Source organism: Geobacillus thermopakistaniensis (genome assembly GCF_000498995.1).
Lineage (GTDB): Bacteria > Bacillota > Bacilli > Bacillales > Anoxybacillaceae > Geobacillus > Geobacillus thermoleovorans.
This window is the reverse complement of sequence record NZ_AYSF01000033.1, coordinates 22,487-36,903: the sequence shown is the minus strand read 5'-3', so window position 1 is coordinate 36,903 and position 14,417 is coordinate 22,487. Positions and strand designations below refer to the sequence as shown.

General features: G+C 46.3%; 11 protein-coding genes. All 11 read left to right on the top strand.

Going from position 1 to position 14,417, the window contains the following annotated elements; genetic code table 11:
* On the top strand, positions 1-1,250 hold a 1,250-nt coding region (locus T260_RS133595; RefSeq protein ID WP_023633608.1), incomplete at its 5' end, for a glycoside hydrolase family 127 protein.
* 224 nt (positions 1,251-1,474) lie between these two features.
* Entirely contained in the window at positions 1,475-3,196 is a 1,722-nt protein-coding gene (locus T260_RS133600) for a sensor histidine kinase (RefSeq protein WP_020279018.1), read from the top strand.
* Positions 3,196-3,975, top strand: a complete 780-nt coding sequence (locus T260_RS133605) for a response regulator transcription factor (RefSeq protein ID WP_020279017.1) — start codon at positions 3,196-3,198, stop codon at positions 3,973-3,975. Before T260_RS133600 ends, T260_RS133605 begins: the two co-directional genes overlap by 1 nt.
* Before the next feature lie 104 nt (positions 3,976-4,079).
* The gene (locus T260_RS133610) at positions 4,080-5,405 is read left to right on the top strand and encodes an extracellular solute-binding protein (RefSeq protein WP_013145179.1); all 1,326 of its coding nucleotides are present in this window, start codon (positions 4,080-4,082) and stop codon (positions 5,403-5,405) included.
* Between the two features lie 62 nt (positions 5,406-5,467).
* Complete coding sequence (locus T260_RS133615; RefSeq protein ID WP_021321571.1) at positions 5,468-6,337, top strand: carbohydrate ABC transporter permease; 870 nt, start codon at positions 5,468-5,470, stop codon at positions 6,335-6,337.
* A gap of 14 nt (positions 6,338-6,351) precedes the next feature.
* On the top strand, positions 6,352-7,218 hold the full coding sequence (locus T260_RS133620) for a carbohydrate ABC transporter permease (RefSeq protein WP_023633607.1): 867 nt from the start codon (positions 6,352-6,354) through the stop codon (positions 7,216-7,218).
* A gap of 115 nt (positions 7,219-7,333) precedes the next feature.
* Positions 7,334-8,380 (top strand): aldose epimerase family protein, encoded by a 1,047-nt coding sequence (locus T260_RS133625; protein ID WP_023633606.1) that lies wholly within the window; start codon positions 7,334-7,336, stop codon positions 8,378-8,380.
* A 23-nt stretch (positions 8,381-8,403) separates the two neighbouring features.
* Positions 8,404-9,018 carry a polysaccharide deacetylase family protein gene (locus T260_RS133630; RefSeq protein WP_023633605.1) on the top strand — a complete coding sequence of 205 codons (615 nt, stop codon included), beginning with the start codon at positions 8,404-8,406 and terminating at the stop codon, positions 9,016-9,018.
* Positions 9,019-9,097: 79 nt separating this feature from the next.
* A complete protein-coding gene (locus T260_RS133635; protein ID WP_023633604.1) occupies positions 9,098-11,215 on the top strand; it encodes a glycoside hydrolase family 52 protein in 2,118 nt (705 codons plus the stop codon).
* A 2-nt stretch (positions 11,216-11,217) separates the two neighbouring features.
* On the top strand, positions 11,218-12,213 hold the full coding sequence (locus T260_RS133640; RefSeq protein WP_013523887.1) for an endo-1,4-beta-xylanase: 996 nt from the start codon (positions 11,218-11,220) through the stop codon (positions 12,211-12,213).
* 478 nt (positions 12,214-12,691) lie between these two features.
* Positions 12,692-14,341, top strand: coding sequence for an extracellular solute-binding protein (locus tag T260_RS133645; protein WP_023633602.1), 1,650 nt, complete (start codon positions 12,692-12,694; stop codon positions 14,339-14,341).
* Positions 14,342-14,417: the final 76 nt, after the last annotated feature.

Here is a 14,417-nt window from a genome sequence, read left to right as displayed (position 1 = left end):
AAGCAAGAGGGGAAACGAAGCCATTTTGGTATGACGGCGGGTATCGTTACCATCAGGCGCACATTCCGGTCAGGGAACAAAAACAAGCTGTTGGGCATGCGGTGCGGGCGCTCTATATGTATACCGCCATGGCTGGACTGGCGGCGAAAACGGGAGACGAATCGTTGAAACAAGCATGCCAAACGTTATGGGAAAACGTGACGAAACGGCAAATGTATATCACGGGCGGCGTCGGCTCGAGCGCTTTTGGCGAATCGTTTACGTTTGATTTTGATTTGCCGAATGATACGGTCTATGCCGAGACGTGCGCGTCAATTGCGTTAGTGTTTTGGGCCCGCCGCATGCTGGAACTGGAGATGGATGGGAAGTACGCGGATGTGATGGAACGGGCGCTATACAACGGAACGATCAGCGGCATGGATTTGGACGGCAAGAGATTCTTTTATGTCAACTCGCTCGAAGTGTGGCCGAAGGCATGTGAACGCCATGACAAACGCCATGTGAAACCGGTGCGGCAAAAATGGTTCAGCTGTGCGTGCTGCCCGCCGAACTTGGCCCGTCTCATCGCCTCGATCGGCCATTATATTTATTCACAAACATCGGATGCGTTGTTCGTCCACCTTTATGTCGGCAGCAACATTCAAACGGAAATAGGCGGTCGGTCAGTCGAGATCGTGCAAGAGACGAATTATCCTTGGGATGGAACGGTTCGATTGACGATTTCGCCGGAATCAGCCCAGGAATTTACACTTGGATTGCGCATTCCTGGATGGTGCCGGGGAGCGGAGGTAACGATCAATGGGGAAAACGTAGACATTGCGCCGCTGACCAAAAAAGGGTACGCTTATATCCGTCGAGTGTGGCGGCAAGGGGATGAAATGGTCCTTCACTTCTCGATGCCGGTCGAGCGGATTAAGGCGCATCCCCAAGTGCGCGCCAATGCCGGCAAAGTTGCGTTGCAGCGCGGGCCGATTGTGTATTGTTTGGAAGAAGTCGATAACGGACCGAATTTGGCAAATTTGTTCCTTCCGCGCGATGCCAAGCTTGAGGCGCACTTTGAGCCGGACTTGCTGGAAGGGGTCGTGGTAATCACCGGCATCGCCGAGCGGGTCGATGAGTCGGCATGGAATGATGAGTTGTATCGGCCTATTGAACCCCGAACCTATCAAGTTCCGTTCCGTGCGATTCCTTATTATGCCTGGTGCAACCGTGGGGAAGGGGAGATGACGGTGTGGGTGAATGAGAAATAGACCTATCGATGTTGCTATTCACTGTGTGAAATGATTTGGAAATGAAGATGAAATACCAAGGTGAATGAATGAGCTGGTCGGATGGTTGATGAACCGGACACGACCAGCTTTTTGTTTCGACAATCTTTGTTTGTGTTCTATACAAATTATGTAGAAGCCACTATACTAGTAATTAAAGAGATTTGTCTTTCACATACTCTTTTCCGTTAGGAAGGGACATCGCCATGCTTAGCTACCTAAAAAAATGGAACACGTTGCGAAATCAGATATTGGTCGTATTCCTATTTGTCATGGTGATTGTGCTGTCTCTCGTCAGCATGATCACGCTCAAGCAAGTGTCCCTGTTGATTCGGAACAACGCTGAAAACCAAATCAAGCAGACAGCTATTGAAGCGAGCGGTCGGATTGATTCATTGTTTGAACAGTTGAATACAGCGACAAAGTTTGTGATGACCAATCAAGAAGTTCAACGATTATTTGAACGAATCCATGGGGGAGAGAAAGTGACGTTTCCAGAATTGCAAAGGTTAAAAAGTGTGGTTAATAATATCCAAGCCAACTCTGAGGGCATTTACTCTGTCGAGCTCTATACAGAAGATTTAAAGCAAGTGTTTCCCCTAGACAGTTCTATGAAGATGTTTCAACGTCTCAACGTGAAATGGATTTATGAAGCGGATCGCGCGAAAGGCAGACTTGTATGGATCGGAGAAGATCCGCGAAACCCGCAATTTTATTTAGCGATACGGCGCATTACGTTGATGGAGCGTCATTTTGCCAACGGGGGATACTTGCTTGTGCGAATTTACAAGCCGTATTTCGCGATTACTGAGGTGAACACGGGGCAATACGTATTGGTTTCCGATCCGGAAGGAAAGGTTATTTTTTCAAATAATTCCAGCTTAACTGATGTATCTTCATTAAATCAACGGTCAGCAACGGTAATAAATCAAACCGAATACATGGTAACAAAGCAGTCTTCCAACAAAGGGTTCACCGTTTTCATATTAACGCCTGTCAGTGCCCTGACCAAGGGAGTGAACAGCATTCGGTTTGGGATCATTTTCGCTGGCATTATCGGGATGCTTGTTTACTTTTTATGTTCGCTGCTTCTCTCGACCATCATTACACGGCCGATTGTTCAATTAACGAAAACGATGCGGCTGGCGAATGAGCGGTTATTAACAGTTGATCCGAAGATGGTTACGGTCAATGAGATCAGGGAGCTGAATAGCACCTATAACCAATTGGTGAGAGAAACGAATCATTTGATCAAAATGGTGTATCAAAAAGAGATTGTTCGCAGCCAAAGTGAATTGAAAGCGCTTCAAGCGCAAATCAACCCTCATTTCTTGTACAACACGTTGGAGTCGCTGCGGTGGTCGTTAGAAGAGAAAGGGGAAGAAGAGTTGGCAGATGTCGTTGTGTCCATGTCAGAGCTGTTTCGCTACACCATCAGCCGAAATGTGAACGATGATTGGGTTACATTGAAAGAGGAATTTCGCCATATCGAAAATTATATGGACATTATCAAATTTCGGTTTGGCGATCGCATCAAGTGGCATTTGTCGCTGCCTGAGGAATGGGAAAATGTCAAAATCCCAAAACTGTTGATTCAACCGTTAGTCGAAAACGCGGTCGTGCATGGTTCGGAAAACCGGACAGCCCCTTGTACCATTACCGTGGCTGTCAAACCGGTTTCGGATCGTCATCTTGAGATCATGGTGGAAGATGATGGAGTTGGAATGGATGAAGAAAGGCTCGAGGCGGTGAAACAGGCTATGCATACAGGAGAAGCGAAAGGAAAAGGAATGGCATTGTATAATGTGAAAAAACGTCTCCAACTTTATTACAAGAAAGAAACGAGCGATGGCATAACAATTGAGAGCCGTAAAAACAAAGGTACAAAGGTCACGCTTCGAATTCCTGTTAACGGAGGTGAAAGATAATGTATGAGAAGACCATTTTGGTTGTGGATGATGAGCCGAGGGCGAGGGAAGGGATGAAGCGGTTGTTGGAAAAATGGGCCTCCGGCAAACACCGAATCATAACGGCTGCCAACGGCCAAGAAGCGCTTGACATTTTGCGGCAAGAGCGGGTGCACGTGTTATTGACAGATATTCGGATGCCGGAAATTACCGGGCTTGATGTGTTAGAGGAAATGAGAGAAAAAGACGATTCTCCGGCAGTGATCCTCATTTCTGCTTACCCTGATTTCGATTATGCGCAAAAAGCCATCAGCCTTGGTGTATTAAACTATTTGTTGAAGCCGGTGAAAAAAAGCGAATTATTCGAAGCGGTAGAAAAAGCGATCCACGTTTCCGAGCAAAAGGAAAGGGAACGAGTGATGAAACAATTGATTGACGATAAACTCATCGATGCCCTTGACCGTCACCCCCAAACTCGTGAACCGATTCGCGAGGCCATCCAGTTTATTGATCGGCATCTAAAAGATGATATATCACTAAAAGAAGTGGCGGAGCACGTCCATTTGAATCCAAGCTATTTTAGCACGCTGTTTAAAGAACAAATGAAACTCACATTCAGCGAATATCTCACAAGAAGAAGAATGCAGCGAGCTAAAGAACTGTTGATGACGACTGATATGGCTGTATCAGAGATTGCGGAAGAGTGCGGTTACAAAACAGCGAAATATTTTATTCATTTGTTTAAGGAAATGGAGGGAAAGACTCCGAGCAGCTATCGAAAAAGTCAAAAAGAAAAGTAATCTAAAAATACTGGTACTTTTCCTAATGGTTGTTGCCTTTTTCCCCCTTCATGATGATGGTAGACTGTATTTGCAAGCAAAGAATAGAGAAGGGGGTAAAGTTTATGAAAAAGAAAGCGTTCACATGGTTGGTTTTGCTAATGTTGATGGCGGGGATTGTGCTGTCTGGTTGTTCTTCTTCGTCGAGCGATTCTGCGAGCGAGGGGAAATCCGGAGACGGGAAAATTCATTTGAAGTTTATGCACGACTGGCCAAAAGGCAGTTCAACCGCTTACTACAATCTTGTAGAGGAGATTATTAAAGACTATGAAGCGAAGCATCCGAATGTTCAGATTGATGTAGAGGTATTAAATCCGGATCAATATCGGGATAAATTAAAAGTGTTGGCCGCTTCGAATGAATTGCCTGACGTAGGGTTGACGTGGTCGAACGGTTTTGCCGAACCATACGCCACTGGAGGACAATTTGCGCCGCTAAATGATATTATCGAAAAAGAATTTAAAGACCAGTTTGTACCTGGAACGGTAGAAGCGTATACCTTTAACGGCAAATCGTATGCGCTTCCAATGGAGATGAACATCACGTATATTTTCTACAACAAAGAGATTTTCAAAAAATATGGTCTTCAGGAACCGAAAACCTTTGAAGATTTGAAAAACATTGGGAAAACGTTGATCAAGCATGGGGTGATTCCAGCCACAGTCGGTTCAAAAGACGGATGGCCGGCATCGATGTGGTTTATGTACCTCGCTGACCGGATTGGCGGCCCGACGATTTTGACCGATGTCATTCAAGGAAAAGTGAAAATGTCTGACCCAGCTATTGTCAAAGCGGCAAAAGAAGTTCAAAATCTTGTGGATATGGGGTTCTTTGTCAAAGGGAACACTGCCTTCTCGAATGATGATGCTAAAGGTTATTTCCTAAACGAAAAGGCAGCCATGTTCTTAACGGCCACATGGGAGTTGCCGAACTTTACAACCAGCCCGGATGTGCCGCAAGAGTTTAAAGAGAAGGTTGGTTACTTTAAATTCCCACTGTATGAAGGCGGCAAAGGAACGGACATCAACAGTTATGTTGGCGGTCCTGGGTTAGGCGCGTTTGTCGCGGAAAATTCAAAGCATAAAGAACAAGCGAAAGACTTCGCGGCGTACCTTGTCAAAGAATGGGGCAAACGGTCAGTGGAAGGTGCAGGCATTTTACCAGCTACAAAGGTGAATACAGAAGGGTTGAACGTACCGAAGATGTACCTGGATGTCTTGCATGACATCAATAACGCGACAAACATTACGACTTGGTTTGACACCCAAGCAAGCCCGAATGTTTCTGAGCTGCACCATGACTTAATGACGGCCCTGTTTGGCAAACAAATCACGCCAGAAGAATTTGCGAAACAACATGATGACGCGTTGGCGGAGGAAGCCAACAAATAAGAATTTTGGGGGCATCTGGAACAACACATGCCCCCTTATTTGTAAAGAAGGAGTTATCAGCGATGAAAAACGTTATGTCCAATAAAACAGCCATCATTCTTTATGTCCTGCCGTCGCTTCTCCTTGTCTTGTTTTTAATTTATATCCCGATTGCGCTGACGGGATATTATGGATTGATGGATTGGAGCGGGGTAGGCCAGATGAAGTTCATCGGCTTGGAGAATTATAAAAAGCTTATTCATGACAAGCTGTTTTGGGAGAGCACCTGGCACTCCGTCTTGTTGGCGTTGTTCTCCGTTCTCAGTTTGATCGGCTATTTAATCGTTTCTTTAATATTGGCGAGCAAAATTAAGGGAGGAAATTTGTTTAGAAAAATTTATATTATTCCCATGCTTATGTCGTCTGTCGCCATCGCTCAACTTTGGATTAAGATTTTTGATCCGATGAATGGGCTGATTAACAGTTTATTGTCTATGTTTGGGATAAAAGAGACTCCACTTTGGTTGGCGGATCCTGATATGGCGTTATATTCGGTTTTCATCCCGATCGTTTGGCAGTATGCGGGATTTTACATCATCATTCTGTATGCGGCTTTGATCAATGTACCTCAAGAATTGATTGAAGCTGCAAGAATCGATGGTGCCAATGCCTTTCAAATTGCCTACAAAATTAAGGTGCCCCTTATTTCTGGGGTGTTAAAAGTATTGGTGATTCTAGCCGTTGTCGGGTCTTTGAAATATTTTGATTTGATTTACGTCATGACCGGAGGCGGTCCGGGGCATGCCACGGAAGTGATTGCTTCTTATATGTATAAAGAAGCGTTTGGGAAATTCAACTTCGGGTATGGAAGTGCCATTGGTTTTGGGTTGCTCATCCTTAGCATGGGAGCGACCTGGATGATTCAAAAAATGTTGAGAGTCAATCAAGAATAAAAGGAGAATTGACCATGAAAGAAAAGAAAATCTTAGATTCCAAGCTTCGTTCTCCTTTACGACGAATCGCAATGGGAATTCTTTACTTTATCTTGGTTGTTGTAGCGCTTCTTCAATTGTATCCGTTAGTATGGTTATTCTTATTGTCGTTGAAGACGAATCAGGAAGTGTTTGGGATGTCTCCATTCGCTTTGCCGAAATCTCCGCGATGGGAAAATTATATAAATGCTTGGTTTGATGGAGGGATCAACCAATACTTTTTCAATAGTGTCTGGTATACGATCGTCGCTGTTGTATTGACTTTGATTTTAGCCAGCTTCGTTACGTTTGCCTTGACCAGAATGGAGTGGAAATTCAAAGGTGTTGTATTGGCTTTGTTTATGATCGCTTACATGATCCCGCTTCATTCGACGCTCATTCCGTTGTTTAATATTTATAATAAAATGAACTTAATTGATAACCCCATCTCGATTATTCTTTCATATACGACCTTTAACTTGCCGATTACGATTATGATTTTGCTAGGATTTTATCAGTCGTTGCCGCGGGAAATCGAAGAAGCGGCGGTAATGGACGGGTGCTCTGTCCATCGCATTTTTTTCCGCATCACATTGCCGATGACAGCGCCTGTTCTTGCGACTACAGCCATTATTAACATGATTTACAATTGGAATGAGTTTGTGTTTGTCAACACGTTCATTAGTTCGGAAAAATGGAAAACGATCACAGTCGGAGTCAATAATTTTGTCGGCCAATATCTCACCGACTGGGGGGCGATCGGCGCGACTTTGGTGATCAGCATTTTGCCGATTTTGATTGTATACTTATTCTTGAGCGACCGAATTATTGAAGGACTGGTTGCTGGTTCGGTAAAAGGATGATGTCATATGTGATTGGGGTTAAGTTTGTTTGTGTTATATACAAACTAAATGAAATATAGTATGATGAAAATGATCAAATCGTTGCTTTTTCCATCGTTGGAGAGGGGGAGAGAGGTTGCGGATTAGGAAAGAAACATGGTCTCGTTTCAACGGAAAAGAAGTTCTTTTATTTACGTTGACAAACGACCGCGGCATGGAACTGTCGGCGACAAACTACGGATGCATCGTGACGGACCTCCGCGTTCCCGACCGGAACGGCAACATCGAAAATGTCGTGCTCGGGTTTGGACGATTTGAACCGTATGTTGAGAACGCCCCTTATTTCGGCGCCGTGATCGGCCGGGTGGCGGGGCGCATTCGTGGAGCGAGCTTCGAACTTGATGGAATCACATATCAACTGGCGAAAAACGAACACAACAACCACTTGCACGGCGGGCCGAACGGATTCCACCGCGTGCTGTGGCAGGCCGAGCCCGTTCAGCGCGACGATGCGGTCGGCGTCGTCTTTTCGTACACAAGCCCGGACGGGGAGGAAGGATACCCGGGAACGGTTCATGTTCAAGTGGAATATTGGCTGAACAATGACAACGAATGGATCGTCACACACCGAGCTCGTTCGGACAAAACGACGCTCGTCAATTTGACGAACCATACGTATTTTAACCTAAGCGGCAACGGCAAGCGCGATATATTGGACCACACGCTGACAATCCAAAGCTCGCGTGTGCTCGAGCTGAATGAGGAACTGATTCCGACAGGCCGCGTCTTGGATGTCGCCGGCACGCCGTTTGATTTGCGGCAAGGAAAGATGATCCGGGAGGCGGTTGAATCCGGACACCCGCAAATCGAACTCGTCGGCGGGGGCTATGACCATCCGTTTTGGCTCGACCGGCATCATGACAAGGAAATTGTTCTTTCCGACCAAGAGAGCGGGCGGGTGCTGACGGTGGAGACGGATGAGGTCGGCGTGGTGGTGTATACATCGAACCAGCTGCCGGAAGGGTTGGATCTAGGCGGCGTGTCGTCGCGGAAATATTTAGGCATCTGCCTGGAAACGCAAGGGCTGCCGGATGCGATCCATCATCCGCAGTTTCCGTCGATCGTATTGCCGGCTGGCCAAGAGCGAGCATCAACGACGGTCTATCGATTTGGCATCATTTGAATCAATGGAGGAAAGATAGAGGAATGATTGAACATGTAGAGACGCCGCACAAATTGGTCGCCCTGACGTTTGATGATGGACCGAATCCGGTTTATACATTGAACGTATTGGAGATATTGGAGAAAGTATCTGGAAAAGCGACCTTTTTTATGATCGGAAGCCAGATGGAGAAGCATCCGGAAGTTGTAAAGGCGGTCAAGGCGCAAGGGCATGAAATTGGCAATCATACGTATTCTCACGCTAACCTCACTTCTCTAACGGAAGATGAGGCTTTGAGAGAAATGGAGTGGACGGATGCCATCATTACCGAGATGACTGGAGCGAAGCCCACGATTTTCCGTCCTCCTTATCTTGACTACAATGCAACTGTTGTTTCGATGTGCAACCATTTCGGCTACCAAATGATTGGTGCGCTCAATACGGATGCCCGAGACTGGGAACAACCAGGAGTTGATTATATTGTTCGGAAGAGTCGCCCCCATATAAAAAACGGGAGCATCTTGCTCTTTCATGACGGATTTGGAGATCGTTCGCAGACGATCGAGGCTGTCAATATACTCGTATCCGAATTGTATTCGCAAGGTTACAAAATGGTCACGGTCAGCGAATTGTTGGAGCTGCAAGCTGAAAGCAGATGAAAAAGCCGTTCTTTTGTAGCACTGGTGCTCTCATGATCGACCGCTTGCATAGTAGGAAAAAGGGGAGAGTGAGCTATTCATGCCAACCAATGTATTTTTCAACGCCCATCACTCGCCGGTTGGGGCGTTTGCCAGCTTTACGCTAGGGTTTCCGGGAAAAAGCGGAGGACTGGACTTGGAACTTGCCCGACCACCGCGGCAAAATGTCTTTATTGGTGTTGAGTCGCCGCATGAGCCGGGGCTGTATCATATCCTTCCATTCGCGGAAACAGCAGGCGAGGATGAAAGCAAACGATATGACATTGAAAATCCTGATCCGAATCCGCAAAAACCAAACATTCTCATCCCGTTTGCGAAAGAGGAGATCAAGCGCGAATTCTGTGTGGCAACGGATACATGGAAAGCTGGGGATTTAACGTTTACGATTTATTCGCCGGTAAAGGCGGTGCCTGATCCCGAAACAGCGGCCGAGGAAGAACTCAAGTTGGCGTTGGTCCCAGCTGTCATTGTCGAGATGACGATCGATAATACGAACGGAACAAGAACACGACGGGCGTTTTTCGGATTCGAAGGCACTGACCCGTATACCTCGATGCGGCGGATCGATGATACATGCCCGCAGCTGCGCGGGGTCGGTCAAGGGCGGATTTTGAGCATTGTATCCAAGGACGAGGGTGTTCGCTCAGCGCTGCATTTTAGCATGGAGGATATCTTAACGGCGACTCTCGAAGAAAACTGGACGTTTGGGCTCGGGAAAGTCGGTGCGTTAATCGTCGATGTGCCGGCGGGAGAAAAGAAAACGTATCAATTTGCTGTTTGCTTCTATCGTGGAGGTTGTGTGACAGCGGGAATGGATGCCTCTTATTTTTACACCCGTTTCTTCCATAATATCGAAGAAGTCTGTCTTTATGCGTTAGAGCAGGCCGAGGTGTTAAAGCAGCAGGCGTTCCGTTCGAATGAACTCATTGAAAAAGAATGGCTCTCCGATGATCAAAAGTTTATGATGGCGCACGCGATCCGTAGCTACTATGGCAATACACAGCTGCTTGAGCATGAAGGAAAGCCGATTTGGGTCGTCAATGAAGGCGAGTACCGGATGATGAATACGTTTGATCTCACCGTCGACCAGCTCTTTTTTGAATTGAAAATGAATCCGTGGACGGTGAAAAATGTGCTTGACTTTTATGTCGAGCGCTACAGCTATGAGGATCGTGTCCGTTTCCCAGGAGATGAGACGGAATACCCCGGCGGCATCAGCTTCACTCACGATATGGGAGTCGCCAACACGTTCTCACGCCCGCATTACTCGTCATATGAGCTATACGGGATCAGCGGCTGCTTTTCACATATGACGCACGAACAGCTCGTCAACTGGGTGCTTTGCGCAGCGGTATACATCGAACAAACGAAAGACTGGGCATGGCGCGACCGGCGGCTTACGATCTTGGAACAATGTCTCGAAAGCATGGTGCGCCGCGATCATCCGGATCCAGAAAAGCGGAACGGCGTGATGGGGCTTGACAGCACCCGCACGATGGGTGGAGCGGAAATCACAACGTATGATAGTTTGGATGTTTCTCTTGGCCAGGCGCGCAACAATTTATATTTGGCAGGAAAATGTTGGGCTGCCTATGTGGCGCTCGAAAAGTTGTTCCGCGATGTCGGCAAAGAAGAACTGGCTGCATTGGCAAGGGAGCAGGCGGAAAAATGCGCCGCGACGATTGTCAGTCACGTGACGGAGGACGGGTATATCCCAGCCGTGATGGGAGAAGGAAATGACTCGAAAATCATTCCGGCTATTGAGGGGCTTGTGTTTCCTTACTTTACGAACTGCCATGAGGCGTTAAGAGAAGACGGACGTTTTGGAGACTATATTCGTGCACTGCGACAACATTTGCAATATGTGTTGCGGGAAGGAATTTGCCTATTCCCGGACGGGGGATGGAAAATTTCCTCGACAAGCAACAACTCGTGGTTGAGCAAAATTTACTTATGCCAGTTTATTGCCCGCCGCATTTTAGGGTGGGAATGGGATGAACAAGGAAAACGAGCTGATGCGGCTCATGTTGCGTGGCTCACGCATCCGACGCTCTCCATTTGGAGTTGGAGCGACCAAATTATCGCTGGCGAAATCAGCGGCAGCAAATACTACCCGCGCGGCGTGACGAGCATTTTATGGTTGGAGGAGGGGGAATGAAGATGAACAGCTCCCTCCCCTCCCTCCGCGATGTATTCGCGAATGATTTCCGCATCGGGGCGGCGGTCAATCCTGTGACGATCGAGATGCAAAAACAGTTGTTGATCGATCATGTCAACAGTATTACGGCAGAGAACCATATGAAGTTTGAGCATCTTCAGCCGGAAGAAGGGAAATTTACCTTTCAGGAAGCGGATCGGATTGTGGATTTTGCTTGTTCGCACCGAATGGCGGTTCGAGGGCACACACTTGTATGGCACAACCAGACTCCGGATTGGGTGTTTCAAGATGGTCAAGGCCATTTCGTCAGTCGGGATGTGTTGCTTGAGCGGATGAAATGTCACATTTCAACTGTTGTACGGCGATACAAGGGAAAAATATATTGTTGGGATGTCATCAACGAAGCGGTAGCCGACGAAGGAGACGAATTGTTGAGGCCGTCGAAGTGGCGACAAATCATCGGGGACGATTTTATGGAACAAGCATTTCTCTACGCTTATGAAGCTGACCCAGATGCACTGCTTTTTTACAATGACTATAATGAATGTTTTCCGGAAAAGAGAGAAAAAATTTTTGCACTTGTCAAATCGCTGCGTGATAAAGGCATTCCGATTCATGGCATCGGGATGCAAGCGCATTGGAGTTTGACTCGCCCGTCGCTTGATGAAATTCGTGCGGCCATTGAACGATATGCGTCCCTTGGTGTTGTTCTTCATATTACGGAACTCGATGTATCCATGTTTGAATTTCACGATCGTCGAACCGATTTGGCAGCTCCAACGTCAGAAATGATCGAACGGCAGGCAGAGCGGTATGGGCAAATTTTTGCTTTGTTTAAGGAGTATCGCGATGTTATTCAAAGTGTCACATTTTGGGGAATTGCTGATGACCATACATGGCTCGATAACTTTCCAGTGCACGGGAGAAAAAACTGGCCGCTTTTGTTCGATGAACAGCATAAACCGAAACCAGCTTTTTGGAGGGCAGTGAGTGTCTGATGATATTGCTTCACGTTGCGGCGAAGAGGGAGCAGAAAATAAGGGTTCCTCTCTTCGTGAATAATTAAAAGATTTCAGAAAAATATTGAATGTAAATGAACTTTTCATTATAATAGAAGCTAGGACTGGTATACTAGTTATACTAGTTATACTAGTAACAGAAAGGCAAACGGCAAATCATGAAGCTTATTGACATCTTGACTATATGAACAGGGATGTCAACCGAGAATTCATTCTTCTGTTTGTCTGGAATCATGAGGAAGGCATTACAGCCATTTTGTAGGATGCGTCGTTTCAAACTAGTATACTAGAATGTTTGTAGAGCGGTGAGGAGTTGGGTTGCAATGATCTGAAATCGCTTTCCCAATAAAACCTTGAAAGGGGGGATTGAGACAGGGAATCGTTATGTTTTCTTTATCAAAAAGAATGTGATCGCAGCCAAGGGGGATTTTGAGACAATGGGATTGGAGGGAGAAATATGCTAAAAAAAGCGTTTGCGGCTTTAACCGCAACTGCACTGGCGGTTGGAATGCTTGCGGGATGTACGGACAGCCAATCTTCTTCGTCCAACGGGTCTGGAGATTCAAAAGAGAAAAATGGCATTGTAACCATTACAACTGTCCGCACATTAAAGGATGATACGAAATTTCGAGAGGGAGAGGATTTGAACAACAATCCTATCACACGATGGTCGGAAAAAGAATTGGGGATTAAATGGAAAACATTGTGGACAGCTCCAAACGATGAACAGTATCACAATAAAATTCGCTTAGCTTTATCATCCGGACAGAAACTGCCTGACGTATTTAAAGTGTCAGACGGACAGTTGATCAATGATTTAATTCGTTCTGGAAAAGTAATGCCAGTCGATGAAGCGATTGAGAAATATGCGTCACCGAGATTGAAAAAGATTTATGAGCAATTTCCGGAAGCGTTTTATCCGGCGACTGTCGATGGAAAACGCTATGGAATTCCACGGTTCTCTGGGGGCAATGGTTCCGATTCCTTGCTTTGGATTCGCAAAGACTGGCTTGATAAGTTAGGTCTTCAGCCGCCTAAAACAATCGAAGATCTCGAAAAAATCATGGACGCGTTTGTCAACAAAGACCCTGACGGCAATGGGAAAAAGGATACGATTGGCTTGACGCTGGCCAGCAAAAACGGCTTGGCGACTTGGTTGGCCGACGGAAGCTTTATTTTCGGTGCTTATGGCAACTATGAACCTGGTTCATGGTCAAAAGGCGAAGATGGGAAGCTTGTCTATGGATCGGTACAGCCGTCTATGAAAAAAGCGTTGGCTAAGCTGAATGAATGGTATGAAAAAGGATACTTGGACAAAGAAGTTGGCATTTTGGACGAACAGACGGCGATCAAAAGCTTTGTCGCTGGAAAATCGGGAATCATTTCTGCTCCTCCTTGGGCTGCTGGATGGCCAATCACAGATGCGTTGAAAAATAATCCGGGAGCCGTTGTGGAACCATACCCACTGCCGAGTGGTCCGGATGGCAAAATCGGCCGGCGTGGCGAGGGATTGGTTACAGGCATGTTTTTGTTCAGCAAAGACTTTAAACATATGGATAAATTCTTCCAATACTTAGATGAAGCATACGCCTATGTGTATAATGACTCGAAATATTTTAAATACGGATTGGCCGAAGGTTATGACTATGTGATGAAGAACGGCAAGCCCGTTTATGATGACAAGGAAATTCCAGGAGGAAGATTGGATCCAGGGGCTTATTTCATTACGGAAGCCATTCCGACCGTTCCGTACATGCTGTATGATCTAGTCGAGGAGTTGTATACAACGAAGCGTCAGCCGAAAAACGCCTATGAGTATACACGAATTGTATCTTTAGGCGAGTCGTTTATGAAAGCGGCTACAATCGTCAACCAACAAAATCAATACCGCATTGAAAACGAGTTTACAGGTCCGCCCACTAAAACGATGCAAAAACGCGGAGAGTTTTTGACGAAAATGGAACGTGAAACCTTTGCCAACATCATTTACGGACGGGCGCCGCTCAGTGCATTTGATGACTTTGTGAAAAAATGGGAAGAATCTGGGGGCAAAGAAATTACAAAAGAAGTGAATGAATGGTATCAATCGGTAAAAGGAGCAAAGTAACGTTTCAACGATGATAGGGTGCGGACAGGGGGCGAGCTGTGAAAGAGAATTCTCATCGATGTCCGCACCTGCTTTT